Annotated in this window: 12 protein-coding genes; 4 read left to right on the top strand and 8 right to left on the bottom strand. The window is 64.7% G+C overall.

Translation table 11 applies throughout. The annotated features are described in order from the left end of the window. Positions 1–83: 83 nt before the first annotated feature. Entirely contained in the window at positions 84–1787 is a 1704-nt protein-coding gene (locus JQ566_RS14800) for a sensor domain-containing diguanylate cyclase (RefSeq protein ID WP_212373000.1), read from the top strand. Between the two features lie 74 nt (positions 1788–1861). Here JQ566_RS14800 and JQ566_RS14795 read toward each other — a convergent pair whose 3' ends face one another. Then, positions 1862–2908, bottom strand: a complete 1047-nt coding sequence (locus JQ566_RS14795; protein ID WP_212373108.1) for a GGDEF domain-containing protein — start codon at positions 2906–2908, stop codon at positions 1862–1864. Between the two features lie 192 nt (positions 2909–3100). On the opposite strand from JQ566_RS14795, the gene leuS reads away from it, so the two are divergent. The 3 genes from leuS to holA all read left to right on the top strand — a co-directional run bounded on the left by leuS (position 3101) and on the right by holA (position 7422). Continuing rightward, positions 3101–5725 carry a leucine--tRNA ligase gene (gene leuS, locus JQ566_RS14790; RefSeq protein WP_212372998.1) on the top strand — a complete coding sequence of 875 codons (2625 nt, stop codon included), beginning with the start codon at positions 3101–3103 and terminating at the stop codon, positions 5723–5725. Further along, positions 5712–6263 (top strand): LPS assembly lipoprotein LptE, encoded by a 552-nt coding sequence (gene lptE / locus JQ566_RS14785; RefSeq protein ID WP_212372996.1) that lies wholly within the window; start codon positions 5712–5714, stop codon positions 6261–6263. The genes leuS and lptE overlap by 14 nt, the downstream gene beginning before the upstream one ends. Before the next feature lie 130 nt (positions 6264–6393). Further along, entirely contained in the window at positions 6394–7422 is a 1029-nt protein-coding gene (gene holA / locus JQ566_RS14780) for a DNA polymerase III subunit delta (protein ID WP_212372994.1), read from the top strand. A 340-nt stretch (positions 7423–7762) separates the two neighbouring features. Here the strand turns inward: holA and JQ566_RS14775 are convergent, their stop codons facing one another. The 7 genes from JQ566_RS14775 to hemJ form a co-directional block, all read right to left on the bottom strand. Continuing rightward, entirely contained in the window at positions 7763–8650 is an 888-nt protein-coding gene (locus JQ566_RS14775; protein ID WP_212372992.1) for a ParB/RepB/Spo0J family partition protein, read from the bottom strand. 137 nt (positions 8651–8787) lie between these two features. Beyond that, entirely contained in the window at positions 8788–9669 is an 882-nt protein-coding gene (locus tag JQ566_RS14770) for a ParA family protein (protein WP_212372990.1), read from the bottom strand. A 28-nt stretch (positions 9670–9697) separates the two neighbouring features. Then, positions 9698–10330 carry a 16S rRNA (guanine(527)-N(7))-methyltransferase RsmG gene (gene rsmG, locus JQ566_RS14765; RefSeq protein ID WP_212373106.1) on the bottom strand — a complete coding sequence of 211 codons (633 nt, stop codon included), beginning with the start codon at positions 10328–10330 and terminating at the stop codon, positions 9698–9700. Positions 10331–10480: 150 nt separating this feature from the next. Further along, complete coding sequence (gene mnmG, locus JQ566_RS14760) at positions 10481–12361, bottom strand: tRNA uridine-5-carboxymethylaminomethyl(34) synthesis enzyme MnmG (protein ID WP_212372988.1); 1881 nt, start codon at positions 12359–12361, stop codon at positions 10481–10483. Positions 12362–12952: 591 nt separating this feature from the next. Further along, positions 12953–14347: a tRNA uridine-5-carboxymethylaminomethyl(34) synthesis GTPase MnmE gene (gene mnmE / locus JQ566_RS14755; RefSeq protein ID WP_212372986.1), complete on the bottom strand. Its 1395-nt coding sequence runs from the start codon at positions 14345–14347 to the stop codon at positions 12953–12955. 313 nt (positions 14348–14660) lie between these two features. Beyond that, on the bottom strand, positions 14661–15926 hold the full coding sequence (rho, locus tag JQ566_RS14750) for a transcription termination factor Rho (protein ID WP_212372984.1): 1266 nt from the start codon (positions 15924–15926) through the stop codon (positions 14661–14663). 258 nt (positions 15927–16184) lie between these two features. Beyond that, entirely contained in the window at positions 16185–16619 is a 435-nt protein-coding gene (gene hemJ / locus JQ566_RS14745) for a protoporphyrinogen oxidase HemJ (RefSeq protein ID WP_212372982.1), read from the bottom strand. Positions 16620–16999: the final 380 nt, after the last annotated feature.

Here is a 16999-nt window from a genome sequence, read left to right as displayed (position 1 = left end):
CGAGTTAAGTCCAATTTTACCGAGTTCAAGAAACAGTTTTTGAACCCTTCGCTTTACCTTAGCCCACGGGGTGGGTAGCGAAGATGGCAAGCGTCAGTCTCAACCGCAAACGAGCGAAACTCAAGCAGGTTCTCGGAATCCGGGCGCGGCTTGCGTTGCTCGCGGTGATTCTCGTGACGCCGTTGATGCTCGAGCGCATCCGTTCGCTCGAAAACACGCGCGTGCGGCAGATCGCGCAAGCTGCGGCCGAATTCACCACGGTGGCAAGGCACAGCGCCGACGCGCAGCGTGAGGTGATCTCGTCGGTCGAGACCATCCTGAAATCGGAGGCCTTCATCCGCGCGTCCGCTGGCGGCATCAGCAAGAGCTGCGACGTGCTGCGCGCGAGCCTGCCGTCGAGCCTTCCCTGGATCCGCACGCTTCTGATCGCCGGCCAGGACGGGCGCATCCAATGCGCCACCAACAACATGTATGTCGGCCTCGATCTCAGCGACCGGCCTTACTTCCAGCAGGCGCAGGAAACCGGCCGCTTCATATTGAGCGACTTCATCATGTCGCGGCCGGTGCCGTCGCCGACGGTGATGGCGGTTTATCCGGTCTCCGCCTTCAGCGGGGTACCCGATGCCGTCGTGCTCGCCACCGTCAATCTCGACTGGATGTCGAAGGTCATGAGCAATCTGGGCGGCCGCGCCGGCATCACCGCGGTGCTGGTCGACAGCGCGGGCACCGTGCTGGCGGCCCCGGCCGATCAGCACAGTGCAGTCGGCCGTCCGCTCGACAACCTGCCCCTGATGTCCGCAATCGCCGACAAGGCGCTGCGGTCCAACCAGGATGAGGGATCACTGTCTTTCCTCGCCGCCGACGGCTCCCGCCGTGCGGTCAGCTATATCCGCATCGCCGGCACCAATGCTCGCCTGATCGCCAGCATCGACGAAGACAAGGTGTCCGAAGCGGTCAGCCGCGACATCCGCACCGCATATCTGCAGCTCGCTTTCGTCCTCATGTTCGTCCTGCTCGGCGCGCTGATCGCCGCCGAGAAGCTGGTGATCAAGCCCATCGAGATGCTCGCCGACATGGCCAAGCGTCTCGGCGAGGGCGACCTGTCGGCCCGCGCAGCACGCAATCGGCTGCCGTCCGAGTTCGTGCCTCTGGCCCGCGCGTTCAACGCGATGGCTGCTCAGCTGAGCCAGCGCGAGCGCGAGCTGATCGCGAGCAACGACCGCCTGACGGTGATGGCTTCGATCGACATGCTGTCCGGTCTCGCCAATCGCCGCGGTTTCCAGAGCCGGCTCGACTTCGAGTGGATGCGCGCGCAGCAATATGGCAGCGAGCTCGCGCTTCTGATGATCGACGTCGACCATTTCAAGCTCTTCAACGACACCTATGGCCACCTCGAAGGCGATTCCTGCCTGACGCGGCTCGGCGAATCGCTGTCCGGCATCGCCGCCGACACGATGGGCTTTGCGGCGCGCTATGGCGGCGAGGAGTTCTGCCTGTTGTTGCCGAACACCGACGTGGTGCGTGCCGTTGGAATCGGCGAGCAGGTGCGCGCGGCGGTGCTGAAGCTGTGCCTGCCGCACATCACCTCCGCCCACATGATCGTCACCGTCTCGATCGGCGTCGCCGCGACGAGGCCGAACGAGTCCTTGCGTCCCGGCGACCTGATCGAAGCCGCCGACGCCGCGCTCTACGCCGCCAAGCATCGTGGCCGCAACAATGTCGTCGAGCACGGCGTGCAGGCGATCGCGACCGGCACGGCCGAGATGATGATGGTGGCGAGCGCCTAACCCACGCGGCCAACTCTCTTCACCTCGCCCCGCTTGCGGGGAGAGGGAGCGCACCGTCATCGTCTCACCCGAAGCTACCCCGCAGCCCCGGCCCGCTCGAGCTCGACCTCCGTCACCACGCGATTGCGGCCGCCGCCCTTGGCGAGATAGAGCGCGCGGTCGCAACGCTCGATCAGATCGGTGATCGCCTCGCCGGTCCGGTACTGCGCCACGCCGATCGACACGCTGATGTTGGGCAGGGTCTCGCCGGTCGAGCGGCGCGTGATCGTGCATTCGGCGATCGCGCGCCTGATGCGTTCGGCGATCTCGGCGCAAGTGGCGAGACCGGCGTCCGGCAGCACCGCGATCAGTTCCTCGCCGCCATAGCGGGCCGGCAGATCCTGCGCGCGAACCTTGTCGCGCAGCACCTTGGCCATCAGGCGCAGCACCTGGTCGCCGACGCCGTGGCCGAAATTGTCGTTGAAGGACTTGAAGTGGTCGATGTCGAGCATCAGCACGCTGAGCGGCTCGCCCCATTCCGCAGTCGTCTGCGCCTTGCGCAGGAATTCATCGAGCGCCCGCCGGTTCGCCAGGCCCGTCAGCGTGTCGGTCCGGGCGCGCTGCTCGGACCTCGACAGCGAATCGCGGATCACGTCGAGCTCGCGGGTCTTTTCCGCAAAGCCTGCCTCCAGCTGCGTCGCCCTTGTGGCGGCCCGCGCCAGCTCGTTCATGAGCTGGGCGACCAGCAGTTTTGGATCGACGCCGGCCCTGCCCTGGTCGGCCACCTGGCTGATGACCTGCATCTGCGAATGATTGTCGGCGATCGCAGTCGCCAGAAACTCCTTCGCGGTCCCCATGAGCGCCTGCAGCCGCTCGGAGGTGTCGACCACGGCGGCACTCACCTGGGGCGCGACGTAGGTCTCGAACAGGTCCTGATTGGTTCGGGCGTCGAAGGGACGATTGTGGTCGATGAGGAGATCGATCGCATTGCGCAGATCGTCATGGCTGCCCTCAAAATACTGGAACCAGACGGCAAAATTGGCCGGGGTCGGTGCAATCCGCTGTTCGGCCATGCTCCGCATCGCCCGTCCGGCGATGGACGCGGCATAGTCGTAATCGGGATCGTCGAAGCTGGAATCCATCGCGCTCATGCGGCCTTGTCGGGCCGCAAATTGGCATCGACCCCTTAATCCCACCCCAACGGCGGCCTCGGTATTTCTGCGGAGCAGTCCAAAAGGTTCCCAGGCTGCGGCAACCCATTGACCCCTTGCGGACTTCTATGGCCTAGTCCGCCGTCTTGAGACGGCCGAATCCACGAAAAACCCAACGATTCCATGACCTCCGAACGCTATAACGCCCGCGACGCCGAACCGCGCTGGCAACGCCTCTGGGACGAGCAGGCGATCTTCGTCTCCAGGAACGACGATCCGCGGCCGAAATACTATGTGCTCGAGATGTTCCCCTACCCGTCCGGGCGCATCCATATCGGCCATGTCCGGAATTACACGCTCGGCGACGTGCTGGCCCGCTTCATGCGCGCCAAGGGGTTCAACGTGCTGCATCCGATGGGCTGGGACGCCTTCGGCCTTCCGGCCGAGAACGCCGCGATCGAGCGCAAGGTCGCGCCCAAGGCCTGGACCTACGACAACATCGCCGCGATGAAGAAGCAGCTCCGCTCGATCGGGCTGTCGCTGGACTGGTCGCGCGAGTTCGCGACCTGCGACCCCAGCTACTACAAGCATCAGCAGAAGATGTTCCTGGACATGCTCGCCGCGGGCCTCGCCGAACGCGAGAAGCGCAAGCTCAACTGGGATCCGGTCGACATGACCGTTCTCGCCAACGAGCAGGTGATCGACGGCCGCGGCTGGCGCTCGGGTGCGATCGTCGAGCAGCGTGAGATGAGCCAGTGGGTCTTCAAGATCACGAAGTACTCGCAGGAGCTGCTGTCGGCGCTGGACGGGCTCGACCGCTGGCCCGACAAGGTGCGGTTGATGCAGCGCAACTGGATCGGCCGCTCCGAGGGCCTCTTGATCCGCTTCGCGCTGGATGCGGCGACGACGCCCGCCGGCGAGAGCGAGCTGAAGATTTTCACGACGCGCCCCGACACGCTGTTCGGCGCGAAGTTCATGGCGATCTCGTCGGATCATCCGCTGGCGCAGGCAGCCGCCGCCAAGAACCCGAAGCTTGCGCAGTTCATTGCCGACATCAAGAAGATCGGCACCGCGCAGGAGATCATCGACACCGCGGAGAAGCAGGGTTTCGACACCGGCATCCGCGCGGTGCACCCGTTCGACCCGAGCTGGAAGCTGCCGGTCTATGTCGCCAACTTCGTGCTGATGGAATACGGCACCGGCGCGATCTTCGGCTGCCCCGCGCACGACCAGCGCGACCTCGACTTCGTCAACAAGTACAGTCTCGGCAACACGCCGGTGGTGTGCCCGGAAGGGCAGGATCCCAAGAGCTTCGTCATCACCGATACCGCCTATGACGGTGACGGCCGCATGATCAATTCGCGCTTCCTCGACGGCATGACCATCGAGCAGGCGAAGGAAGAGGTGGCGAAGCGTCTCGAGAGCGAGCTGCGCGGCAACGCGCCGGTCGGCGAGCGTCAGGTCAACTTCCGCCTGCGCGACTGGGGCATTTCGCGCCAGCGCTATTGGGGCTGCCCGATTCCCGTGATCCATTGTCCGAAGTGCGACGTGGTGCCGGTGCCGGATGCCGACCTGCCCGTGAAGCTGCCTGATGACGCGACCTTCGACAAGCCGGGCAACGCGCTCGATCATCACCCGACCTGGAAGCACGTGACTTGCCCGCAATGCGGCGGGAAGGCGCAACGCGAAACCGACACCATGGACACCTTTGTGGACTCGTCCTGGTATTTCGCGCGCTTCACCGATCCCTGGAACGAGACCACGCCGACGACGCCTGCGGTCGCCAACCGGATGCTGCCGGTCGACCAGTATATCGGCGGCGTCGAGCACGCGATCCTGCATCTGCTCTACAGCCGCTTCTTCACCCGCGCGATGAAGGCAACCGGGCACATTGCGCTGGACGAGCCGTTCGCCGGCATGTTCACGCAAGGCATGGTGGTGCACGAGACCTACCAGAAGGCCGACGGCAGCTATGTGCAGCCGGCCGAGGTGAAGATCGAGGTCGGCGGCAACGGCCGCCGCGCGACGCTGCTGTCGTCGGGCGAAGACATCGCGATCGGCCCGATCGAGAAGATGTCGAAGTCGAAGAAGAACACGGTCGACCCCGACGACATCATCGAGACCTATGGCGCCGACGTCGCACGCTGGTTCATGCTGTCGGACTCCCCGCCCGACCGCGACGTGATCTGGAGCGACGAGCGCGTTCAGGGCGCCTCGCGATTCGTGCAGCGGCTGTGGCGGCTGGTGAGCGATTCCGTCGAGCTCGGCAAGGCTGCGCCGGCAGCCCGGCCGGCCAGCTTTGGCCCGGACGCCACCGCCTTGCGCAAGGCCGCCCACGGCGCGCTGGACAAGGTCACCACCGGGATCGAGCGGCTGCACTTCAACGTCTGCCTCGCCCATATCCGCGAGTTCACCAATACGTTCTCGGAGGTGCTCCAGCGCCCCGCCCAGCCCCCAGCCGATCTCGCCTGGGCAATCCGGGAGGCCAGCCAGATCCTGGTCCAGCTGTTCTCGCCGATGATGCCGCATCTGGCCGAGGAGTGCTGGCAGGTTCTGGGCCCGACAGGGCTGGTTTCGGAGGCCAATTGGCCCCAAATCGAACGCGATTTGCTGGTTGAAGACAGCGTGACCCTGGTGGTCCAGGTCAACGGCAAGAAGCGGGGTGAGGTCACAGTTGCAACAGTGGCCCAGAATCCGGAAATCGAGGCTGCCGTTTTGGCCCTCGATGCGGTAAAGCTGGCCCTGGACGGCAAGCCCGTCCGCAAGGTGATCATCGTCCCCAAGAGGATCGTGAATGTTGTCGGCTAGGATCCGCATCGCAGCCCGCTTGCTCGCGGTCGCCGCCCTCGCGGCGCTGACGGCCGGCTGCTTTCAGCCGATGTATGCCGAGCGTGGCGACGGCACCCCCGGCCTGCGCGAGAAGCTGATGGGGGTCGAGCTGCCGCCGATCAGCAAGCCCAATGCCTCGCGCGAGGCCCGCGTCGGCGTCGAAATCCGCAATGCGCTGGCCTTCAAGCTTTACGGCACCGCGACGGGCATGCCACCGACCCACCGGCTGGACATCCGCTTCACCACCAGCCGCTCCTCACTGATCGTCAGCGCCACGACGGGGCTGCCGACCAGCGAAAATCTCGGCATCGACGCCCAGTACAATCTGGTCGAGGTCGCAACCGGCAGGTCGGTCATGACCGGCTCGACCTTCTCGCGCGTGTCCTATGACATGCCGGGGTCCTATCAGCGCTTCTCGCGCACCCGCGCCGTGCGCGATGCCGAGGATCGTGCCGCCAACGAGATCGCCGAGAACATCACCACCCGGCTCGCCTCGTTCTTCACCGCGGGCACGTAGTTCATTCCCGTCATTCCGGGGCACGCGGAGCGTGAACCCGGAATCCAGAGATTGTTGATCGAGATTCTCAGGCGCGCAATTGCGCGCCGTAGTTCGCGCTTCGCGCGCCCCGGAATGACAGTTGGGCCCGATGGTCGCACTGCGTGGAAAAGAGATCGACGCCTTCCTCGCCCGCCCCGATGCGGGCCGTCCGATCATCCTGCTCTACGGTCCCGATGCCGGCCTCGTGCGCGAGCGCGCCGATGCGCTGATCGCTTCCAGCGTCGACGATCCCAATGATCCGTTCTCGCTGGTCAAGCTCGACGGCGACGAGCTTTCCGCCGAGCCCTCGCGCCTCGTCGACGAAGCCATGACGGTGCCGCTGTTCGGCGGCCGCCGCGCCATCCGCGTTCGCGCCGGCTCGCGCAGCTTTGCCAGCGGCATCGAGACGCTGGCCGAGATGAGCGTGAAGGATTGCCGCATCGTGATCGAGGCCGGCGAGCTTCGCCCGGAATCGCCGCTGCGCAAGGCCTGCGAGAAGGCCAAGACGGCGGTGGCGATCGGCTGCTATCCCGACACCGAGCGCGATCTTGCCAAGCTGATGGAGGACGAGCTCCGCATCGCAAACTTGCGCATCGCGCAGGACGCCCGCGCGGCGCTGATGTCGTTCCTCGGCGGCGACCGCCAGGCCTCGCGCAACGAGCTGCGCAAGCTGACGCTCTACGCCCACGGCAAAGGCGAGGTCACGCTGGACGACGTGATGGCCGTGGTCGCCGATGCCTCAGAGCTGAAGCTCGATCCGATCGTCGACGGCGCCTTTGCCGGTCGGCCCGACATCGTCGAGACTGAGTTTGCAAAAGCCATGATCGCCGGCACCTATCCCGGCGTGATCATCTCCGCCGCGCAGCGCCAGGCTGCGTGGCTGCACAAATCCGCGCTCGCCATCGCCGACGGCACGCCCGCCTCCGCCGTGCTCGATGGCGGCTTTCCGCGCCTGCATTTCTCGCGAAAGCCCGCGGTCGAAACCGCGCTGCGCAATTTCAGCCCGGCGCGGCTCGCCGCCATCATCGAGCAGCTCGCGACCGCCGCGCTCGACACCCGCAAGCAATCCACCCTTGCCGCCGCCATCGCCCAGCGCGCGCTGATGGCGATTGCCGCGAATGCGAAGCGGCGGGGCTGAGTCTCTCCACGTCATTGCGAGCGCAACTGCTTCCACATCGTCATTGCGAGCGCAGCGAAGCAATCCAGAGTCCCTCCGCGGAAAGATTCTGGATTGCTTCGCTGCGCTCGCAATGACGAGTGGAGAGAGCTGGGCCCGCAACGACGGAGCGACGCGTCAAATCCGTCATCCTGAGGTGCGAGCCGCGCGACGCAACGCGGCGCGCGGGGAGCCTCGAAGGATGAACGGCCAAGATGCAGCCGGGCCGTCGCCCTTCGAGGGCCGCTGAAGAAGCGGCCACCTCCAGCGACAACGGCTTCGCCGTTGCGCGGGGGTGACGGTGATAGAGCGTTGCTGCGACCTACAGCGCGCCCTTGGCCAGCCGCTTCATCACCTCGTCGAGCTGGTCGAGGTTACGGTAGTTGATCTGAACCGAGCCGCCGGGGTCGCGGTGATTGACGGTGACCTTGAGGCCGAGCGCATCGCTGACGCGCTTCTCGAGATCGATCGTATCCGGATCCTTCTCCTTGCCCCCGGTGCTGCGTGCCTTCTGCGGCTTGCGCTCCGGCACGCCTTCCTCATGCGCCAGCGCCTCGGCCTGGCGGACGTTGAGCCCCTCCTCGACGATGCGCTTGGCGGCGGCGAGCGGATCGGGCACGCCGATCAATGCGCGGGCGTGGCCGGCCGTCAATTCGCCGGTCGCGATGAAGGCCTGCACCTCGGCCGGCAGCTTGGTCAGCCGCATCATGTTGGCGACGTGGCTGCGACTCTTGCCGACGACCTTTGCGATGTCGTCCTGGCTGCGTTTGAACTCGTTGGCGAGCGCGTGATAGCCCTGCGCCTCTTCCATCGGGTTGAGGTCTTCGCGCTGCACGTTCTCGACGATCGCGAACTCCAGCGCGTCGCTGTCGCTGATGTCGACCGGCACGATCGGCACTTCGTGCAGGCCGGCCATTTGCGAGGCGCGCCAGCGCCGTTCGCCGGCGATGATCTCGTAGCGGTCCTGCGCGCCCTTCACCGGACGCACCACGATCGGCTGGATCACGCCATGCTGCTTGATGGAGTCGGAGAGCTCCTTCAGCTCGGCGTCCGAGAACGTGCGGCGCGGATTGCGCGGATTGGCCTTGATGAACTCGATCGGCACCTTGCGCTGCGCGCGCGGACGATCGACATGCTGGGCCTCGCCGCCGACATCCCCGATCAGACTTGCAAGACCCCGGCCCAGTCGCGAACGCGCTTCGTCGGCCATCGCCAGCTCCCTTGGATTCACGGTGCAGCACTCCAGAACTGAATTATCGTAGGGTGGGCAAAGCGAAGCGTGCCCACCGATTGTGTGCGGAAGACGGTGGGCACGGCGAAGACGCCTTTGCCCACCCTACGAAATCCTCAATGCGTGGTGCGCAGCTCGCGCTCGCGCTGGATCACTTCGGTGGCGAGCCGCAAATACGCTTCGCTGCCGACGCATTTGAGATCGTAGACCAGCACCGGCTTGCCGTAGGACGGCGCTTCCGAGATGCGCACGTTGCGCGGGATCATGGTCTTGTAGACCTTCTCGCCCATGAACTGGCGGACGTCGGCGACGACCTGGTTCGAGAGGTTGTTGCGCGAGTCGAACATGGTCAGCACGATGCCGTGAATCGACAGGTTCGGATTGAGCGTCGAGCGCACCTGCTCGACGGTCTGCAAGAGTTGCGACAGACCTTCGAGCGCGAAGAACTCGCATTGCAGCGGCACCAGGATCGCGTCGGACGCGGCCATCGCGTTGACCGTGAGCAGGTTGAGCGAGGGCGGGCAGTCGATCAGCACATAGGTGTAGTCGGCGTCCGGCGAGACGTTGTTGTTGAGCGCGGCGATGGCGTCGCGCAACTTGAAGGCGCGGCCGGGCGTGGTGCCGAGCTCGAGCTCGAGGCCGGAGAGATCCATGGTCGAGGGCGCGATGTGCAGCCGCGGCACCGCGGTCGAGACCACCGCCTCGCGCAGGGCGGCTTCGCCGACCAGCACGTCATAGGTCGAGCAGGAGCGGTTGCGGCGATCGATGCCGAGGCCGGTCGAGGCGTTGCCCTGCGGATCGAGATCGACGATCAGGACGCGCTCGCCGATCGCCGCGAGCGCCGTGCCGAGGTTGATCGCTGTGGTTGTTTTTCCCACGCCGCCTTTTTGATTCGCCAGCGCCAGGATGCGCGGATGGCCCTGCGGGACTTCGGCTGGCTGTTCCTGGGCGGTCTGGTCTTGGGCGGTCTGGTCTTGCGGCTCGTCAGTCACGCTCATCGAAATTCCCCATTCACCCCTGAACGTCTCAGCTGCGCCGTTCGGCGGCATTCAGCTCCACGATCCAACCGTCGCCGGTGCGGCTTGGGTGGAGCTGCGGCTGAATATTCCAATATTTAGCGGCTTCGGTCAATTCAGCCTCTACATCTTGACCCTTCGGAAATAGCGCCTTTGCGCCTTGCCGCATCAGCGGCTCCGCAAAGCCGATGAGTTGATGTAGCGGAGCCAGCGCACGCGCGGTGACGCAATCGACGGGGCCGGTGATTCTATCCACATTATCCCCGATCTCAGCGAGATGTACGACTCCCGGAGATGTGGTGACGCGAACAGCTTCGCGCAGGAACGCCGCCTTCTTGGCGATTCGCTCGACGAGGTGGACGCTCGCGCCCGGCATCCCCGCCATGGCACATGCGAGCACGACGCCGGGAAAGCCGCCGCCGCTGCCGAGATCGGCCCAGCGCCTTGCGCTCGGCGCCAGATCGACGAGTTGAAGCGAATCGGCGATGTGCCGCGTCCAGAGCTGCGGCAAGGTCGAGGGCGCGACGAGATTGGTCTTGGCCTGCCACTCCCGGAGCAGCGCGATGTAGCGATCGAGCCGGGCTTCCGTTTCATGTGAAACGGGCGCGAGCTTAAGCGCCGCGATCTTGTCGGCGGCGATGATGGCATCGAGCGATTGATCGTTGGCGCTGGCCTTGTCGATCCTCGATCCGACCGACGCCGGCTCGGCTCGGCGATTGGCGCCCTCGCCTGCTCCGGGTCGTCGCGATAGCGGCTTGTCCCCGCCCGATCCGCGCTGTTTCACGTGAAACGCCTATGCGATTGCCTTGGAGCTCTTGCGTGCCTCGCGGCGCAGATAGGCTGCGAGGATGCCGAGCGCCGCGGGCGTCATGCCGTCGATCCGGCCGGCCTGGCCGACGGTGAACGGCCGGGCCTTCTCCAGCTTGGCGCGGACCTCGTTGGAGAGACCCGGGACGAGGCTGTAGTCGACCTCCGACAGCACCATCCCCTCGTCGCGCCGGAAGGCTTCGACGTCGGCGCTCTGGCGCTCCAGATAGACGTCGTACTTGGCATCGATCTCGAGATGGGTGGCGATGACGGGACCGATGGCCGACAGCTCCGGCCAGATCGCGCGGACCTGGCTCCAGCCGATCTCCGGATAGGCCATCAGCTCGAAGGCGGAGCGGCGCTGGCCATCCCGGTTCAGCGACAGCCCGTGCTTGATCGCTTCGTTCGGGGTGATGGTCAGGGCCTTCGAGAGCGTCCTGGCGGCGTTGAGGGCGTCCATCTTGGCGCGGTGATGCCGGGTCCGGGCACTGCCGACACATCCCAGCGCGATCCCCTTCTCGGTCAGGCGCTGATCCGCATTGTCGGCCCGCAGCGTCAGCCGATACTCGGCTCTGGAGGTGAACATCCGATAGGGCTCGCTGATCCCGCGGGTGACGAGGTCATCGATCATCACGCCGAGATAGCCATCCGCACGGTCGAACACCGTCAAAGCGGCGCCGCTGGCGGAGAGCGCCGCGTTCAGGCCGGCCACGATGCCCTGTCCGGCGGCTTCCTCGTATCCCGTGGTGCCGTTGATCTGCCCGGCCAGGAACAGCCCGCGCAGACGCTTGGTCTGCAGGGTCGGATCGAGCTCGCGGGGATCGATGTGGTCGTATTCGATGGCGTAGCCCGGGCGGACCATCTTCACCCGCTCCAGACCCGGGATGCTGGCGAGGATCGCGAGCTGGACTTCCTCGGGGAGCGAGGTCGAGATGCCGTTGGGATAGACTGTGCTGTCGTCGAGCCCTTCCGGCTCCAGGAAGATCTGGTGGCCGTCGCGGTCGCCGAAGCGGACGATCTTGTCCTCGATCGAGGGGCAATAGCGTGGACCGGAGCTCTTGATCTGGCCGGAGTACATCGGGGAGCGATGGACATTGGCCCGGATCACCTCATGGGTCGCGGCCGTGGTCCGGGTGATCCCGCACTGGATCTGCAGGGTCGTGATCCGCTCGGTCATGACCGAGAACGGCTCCGGCGGCTCATCTCCGGGCTGCATTTCGACCGCCGACCAGTCGATCGTGGTGCCGTCCAGACGCGGCGGCGTCCCGGTCTTGAGCCGTCCAAGGGTGAAACCGGCACGCTCGAAGGAGCCCGAAAGGCCCATCGCAGGGGCCTCGCCGACCCGTCCGGCGGGCCAGTTCTTCTCACCGAGATGGATCAGACCGCGCAGGAAGGTGCCGGTGGTGACGACGACGGCCCCTGCCCGAAGCTCCCGGCCGTCGGCCAGACGCAGTCCGGTCACCCGCCCCTCGACCACGATCAGCTCATCCGCCTCGCCTTCGATGACGGAGAGGCCCTCAGTTTCCCGGATCGCGGCCTGCATCGCCGCCGCATAGAGCTTCCGGTCCGCCTGAGCCCTGGGGCCGCGCACGGCCGGACCCTTGCGGCGATTGAGCACCCTGAACTGGATGCCGCCGGCATCACCGACACGGCCCATCAGGCCATCGAGAGCATCGACCTCACGAACCAGATGGCCCTTGCCGAGACCGCCGATGGCGGGATTGCAGGACATGGCGCCGATCGTGGAGAAACGGTGCGTCACCAGAGCGGTCGCCGCACCCATCCGGGCAGCGGCAGCCGCAGCTTCACAGCCGGCGTGGCCGCCGCCAATCACGATGACGTCGAAACTTGCTCGCTCTGTTCGCATGGGCCGACTTCTAACTCAGAGGCGGGACAGCCGGAAGTGGAAACTGGGCGAGGGTGTTTCACGTGAAACAGAATGACTCCAGGGACGAGGCATTTTTTGGCGAAAACAACCCCATGCACAGTAGGAGGCGCGTTGATCCAGCGCATGTTTCACGTGAAACAAAACGGCCCCCAGGAGCCGGACCGGTAACGGCGGGACTGTGATGCCACGATCTTGGGTCGATCGTCGGAGAGCGCGATCGGTATCACTCGCCGTCATTGCGGCCCGGAGCCGGGGCCCGGCGAGCTACAGGTTAAGCTGCGGATAGATGGGCCCCGGCTCTGGAGCGCAGCCTGCCGCACCGCTATCTCCATATCATTGCTTCGTCGCAAGGGCTCCTCGCAATGACGAGACTGAGGTGCGGCCGCGGGCCGCCCACTCCTCGTGAAGCGACATCAATTGACGCGGGGCCATTAAGTCTAATGGAGCGAAGGCGCCGCCGCTGTTTCACGTGAAACAAGCCGCGCGAGCAGATCGGAACTCTCGCCCGCAGTGTTTCACGTGAAATGCAAGAACTGGAACAAGCGCTAGTTCTACAATGAAGAACTAGCGCTACTTTCCGATGCAGAACTTCTGGAAGATGGCCCCGAGGACATCCTCGACGTCCACCCGGCCCAATAGGCGACCCAAGGCGTAGGCCGCAGCACGCAGCTCTTCGGCCGCGAGCTCTTCGCCCTCTTCTACAAGCTCCAGACTCCGCCGCAAGCTGTCTGACGCCTGACGCAACAGGTCGCGTTGGCGGGCCCGGGTCACCAAGGCACCCTCGGTCGTCCCGAAGAAATTGGCGGCGAACTTTACGAGCGCATCGATCAATTCGGGAATGCCATCGCCCCGGCTTGCCGAGATACCGAACTCGCCTGCCAGCTCGGCTCCTCCGGCCCGGCCAAGGGCGATGCCAAGATCGATGCCCGGATCAATGCCAAGGTCGATCTTGTTGCGCACGATCCAGACCGAGCCGCGGGACCGATCGTTTCCGTCGCCGGGCGTCCACAGCGGCGGCCCTGCGCCCTGCTCGACCGACCGACCGCCCTCGACCAGCCACAACACCAGGTCAGCGTCCTCGGCGCGCGCCCGCGCCCGGCGCACGCCCTCCTGCTCCACGGGATCGTCGGTCTCGCGGATGCCCGCGGTGTCGATGACAGTGACGGGATAGCCGTCGAGATCGAGCTGCACCTCGATGACGTCGCGCGTGGTGCCAGCATACGGCGAGACGATCGCGACCTCGCGGCGCGCCAGCTGATTCATCAGCGTCGACTTGCCGACATTCGGCTCGCCCGCGATCGCAACCACGAGGCCATCGCGCAGGCGTTCAGAATGTCCCTGCGCTGCAAGGACTTTTGCAATTTCGTCGTGAAGCGTTTTGATCGCTTTCACCGCCGGCGCCCTCAGCTCCGCCGGCACATCGCCTTCATCGGAAAAATCGATGCCGGCCTCGATCAGCGCGGACGCCCCGATGATGCGCTCGCGCCAGTCGCGCGCGCGGTCGCCGAGCAGGCCCTGCAACTGGCGCAGCGCCTGGCGACGCTGCCGGTCGGTGTCGGCGTGGATGAGGTCGTCGAGGCCCTCGGCCTCGGTCAGGTCGAGCTTGCCGTTCTCGAAGGCGCGCCGGGTGAACTCGCCGGGCTCGGCCGCGCGTGTATTCGGAATATCTGAAATCGCGGCGAGGAGCGCCGCCAGCACCGCCCGACCGCCATGGACGTGAAATTCGACGATGTCCTCGCCGGTCGCGCTGCCCGGTCCTGGAAACCAGAGCACGATCGCATCGTCGATCGGCTGGCCCGCGCCGTCCCGGAGCAGCCGGCGGCTCGCCTGTCGCGGTGCCGGCAGCCGGCCCGCGAGCCTCGTCAGTACCAGGCTGGCCTGCGAGCCCGACACGCGCACCACGGCGATCGCGCTGGGCGCCCGCCCGGATGACAGCGCAAAAATGGTCTGGTCTCGCGGATGCATGGCCTATTTGTCCGGCTCCCGGCGAAAAGGCAAACATCCGTTTTTAGCCAGTCAACGGCGGGATTTTGCTGCACCAGATCTCGCAGCGACGACCTTACTGCAATGCAACATAACCACCGCATTTTTGCTGCAGGAGTGTCTGCTCGCACGGAGGCTAGGCCGAGCAAATTTCTAGTATTATTTTTAAATATCAACAAATTAGAGGAAACCGAGGCGAGGTGGCGAGCCAGTCCCTTCATGCTGCACCTCCGCTGCAGCAAAGCCGCACAAAAAAGGGCGCCCGAAGGCGCCCCCAATTCTTGCTGCAGTGCACTCAGGTGTTCATGGAGTCGAAGAACTCCGAATTGCTCTTGGTCGAGCGCAGCTTGTCGAGCAGGAAGTCGATCGCGTCCATCGTGCCCATCGGATTGAGGATGCGGCGGAGCACGTACATCTTCTTCAGCACCTGCGGATCGGTGATGAGTTCCTCCTTGCGGGTACCGGAGCGCGAGATGTCGATCGCCGGGAAGGTGCGCTTGTCCGAGACCTTGCGGTCCAGGATCAATTCCGAGTTACCTGTGCCCTTGAACTCTTCGAAGATGACTTCGTCCATGCGGCTGCCGGTATCGACCAGCGCGGTCGCGATGATGGTCAGCGAGCCGCCCTCCTCGATGTTACGGGCGGCACCGAAGAAGCGCTTCGGGCGCTGCAGCGCGTTGGCGTCGACACCGCCGGTCAGCACCTTGCCGGATGAGGGCACGACGGTGTTGTAGGCGCGGCCGAGGCGGGTGATCGAATCGAGCAGGATCACGACGTCGCGGCCGTGCTCGACCAGGCGCTTGGCTTTTTCGATCACCATCTCGGCGACCTGGACGTGGCGCACTGCGGGCTCGTCGAAGGTCGAGGACACCACCTCGCCCTTCACCGAGCGCTGCATGTCCGTGACTTCTTCCGGACGCTCGTCGATCAAGAGCACGATCAGATAGCATTCGGGGTGATTGTGCGTGATCGAGTGCGCGATGTTCTGCATCAGAACGGTCTTACCGGTGCGCGGCGGCGCCACGATCAAGGCGCGCTGGCCCTTGCCGATTGGGGCGACGATGTCGATCACGCGTGCAGAAAGGTCCTTCCGCGTCGGATCGTCGATCTCCATGCGGAAACGCTGGTTCGGAAACAGCGGCGTGAGGTTGTCGAAATTGACCTTGTGCTTGGCCTTTTCCGGGTCCTCGAAGTTGAGCGTGTTGACCTTCAGCAGCGCAAAGTAGCGTTCGCCCTCTTTCGGGCTGCGGATATGGCCTTCGATGGTGTCGCCGGTGCGCAGGCCGAAACGGCGGATCTGCGAGGGCGAAACGTAGATGTCATCCGGGCCCGGCAGATAATTCGCATCGGGCGAGCGGAGAAAACCGAAGCCGTCGGAGAGCACCTCGACGACGCCTTCGCCGACGATGTCGGTCTCGGCTATCGCAAGCTGCTTGAGGATGGCAAACAGCAGCTCCTGCTTGCGCATGGTGCTGGCATTCTCGACCCCATGCTCTTCCGCGAACGAGACGAGCTCGGCCGGGGTTTTCGACTTGAGGTCCTGAAGTTTAATTTCCCGCATTGGGGTGGTCCTGTGGGGTAACCTGAAAAAGAGGGGGTGCGAGGAGGCTCTGAAATGCGGACGCGAGCAGGTGCAGGTAAGGTCCGCAGGTCTGGCAAGGTTAAGTGCCGGTGGAGGCTTCAAACCTGATGCGGTGTCCGGCCTCTGGAAAGCTCGGACACAACCACATCCGCCTGCGTTGGGTGGGATATCGACAATATAGAAAATCGCCCCCCACTCCGCAAGCCGAAGCGCTGAGCTAATCGTCGCGCGACCTGCCTAGAACGGCTTCACGATCACCATGATGACGATGAGAATCATCAGGACGGTCGGCACCTCATTGATAATCCGATAGAATTTCTGGCTGCGCGGGCGCCGGTCGGCGGCGAAATCCTTCAGCCAGCGTGAAAAAAAGCCGTGGACCGCGGACAGCACCAGGACCAGTGCCAGTTTTACGTGCAGCCAGCCGAACGTGAACCAATGGCCGGACCAGGCGAGATAGAGCCCGGCGAGCCAAGTAACGATCATGGCGGGATTGATGATCGCCTTGAGCAGCCGACGCTCCATGATCTTGAACGTCTCGGACTGCTTCGAGCCGATTTCGGCCTCGCAATGATAGACGAACAGACGTGGCAGATAGAGCATGCCGGCCATCCAGGAGATGACGGCAATCACATGCAGCGCCTTGATCCAGAGATAGACGTCTTCGAACATTTTCGCGGTCCGGATTGATGCCCAGCTCGGGGAACGCTGGGGATAGTAAGAACTCGTTAAGGCCTTACCCCGCACACATATCCGTCCGCAGCGCCTTCCTCAAATCTAGAATCTTAGATTCTTAAGGTTTGAGTCTATGTGACCGTGGATTGGACTCACGCAATTCCGTCCGCGCGTTCACGCGCGCTTGTTCACATCGATCCACATATCCCTGACAGCTCTGGCGACTTCCGATAAGCCAGTCGGCTACAAGGGCTTGCGCGTTTCTGTCGGCAGCTTATCAAGGAGGTTGTCCGCGTAATCCCGTTTCCGTCTCGGATGGGCGCCGGACTTGTTCTGACGGGCAGCGGTGTGAAGAAAATCGGCCGTTGTCCCGTCCC

This window comes from Bradyrhizobium sp. SZCCT0231 (assembly GCF_018130245.1).
Classification (GTDB): Bacteria; Pseudomonadota; Alphaproteobacteria; order Rhizobiales; family Xanthobacteraceae; genus Bradyrhizobium; species Bradyrhizobium japonicum_F.
The sequence above is the reverse complement of the archived record's forward strand: the minus strand, read 5'-3'. Positions and strand labels throughout refer to the sequence as shown.

Excerpts from the sequence above, each read along its gene's own strand:
- JQ566_RS14795 (WP_212373108.1), bottom strand. The coding sequence starts at position 2,908 with ATGGATTCCAGCTTCGACGATCCCGATTACGACTATGCCGCGTCCATC.
- lptE (WP_212372996.1), top strand. The coding sequence starts at position 5,712 with ATGTTGTCGGCTAGGATCCGCATCGCAGCCCGCTTGCTCGCGGTCGCC.
- leuS (WP_212372998.1), top strand. The coding sequence starts at position 3,101 with ATGACCTCCGAACGCTATAACGCCCGCGACGCCGAACCGCGCTGGCAA.
- JQ566_RS14770 (WP_212372990.1), bottom strand. The coding sequence starts at position 9,669 with ATGAGCGTGACTGACGAGCCGCAAGACCAGACCGCCCAAGACCAGACC.
- holA (WP_212372994.1), top strand. The coding sequence starts at position 6,394 with ATGGTCGCACTGCGTGGAAAAGAGATCGACGCCTTCCTCGCCCGCCCC.
- hemJ (WP_212372982.1), bottom strand. The coding sequence starts at position 16,619 with ATGTTCGAAGACGTCTATCTCTGGATCAAGGCGCTGCATGTGATTGCC.
- rho (WP_212372984.1), bottom strand. The coding sequence starts at position 15,926 with ATGCGGGAAATTAAACTTCAGGACCTCAAGTCGAAAACCCCGGCCGAG.
- mnmE (WP_212372986.1), bottom strand. The coding sequence starts at position 14,347 with ATGCATCCGCGAGACCAGACCATTTTTGCGCTGTCATCCGGGCGGGCG.
- JQ566_RS14800 (WP_212373000.1), top strand. The coding sequence starts at position 84 with ATGGCAAGCGTCAGTCTCAACCGCAAACGAGCGAAACTCAAGCAGGTT.
- JQ566_RS14775 (WP_212372992.1), bottom strand. The coding sequence starts at position 8,650 with ATGGCCGACGAAGCGCGTTCGCGACTGGGCCGGGGTCTTGCAAGTCTG.
- mnmG (WP_212372988.1), bottom strand. The coding sequence starts at position 12,361 with ATGCGAACAGAGCGAGCAAGTTTCGACGTCATCGTGATTGGCGGCGGC.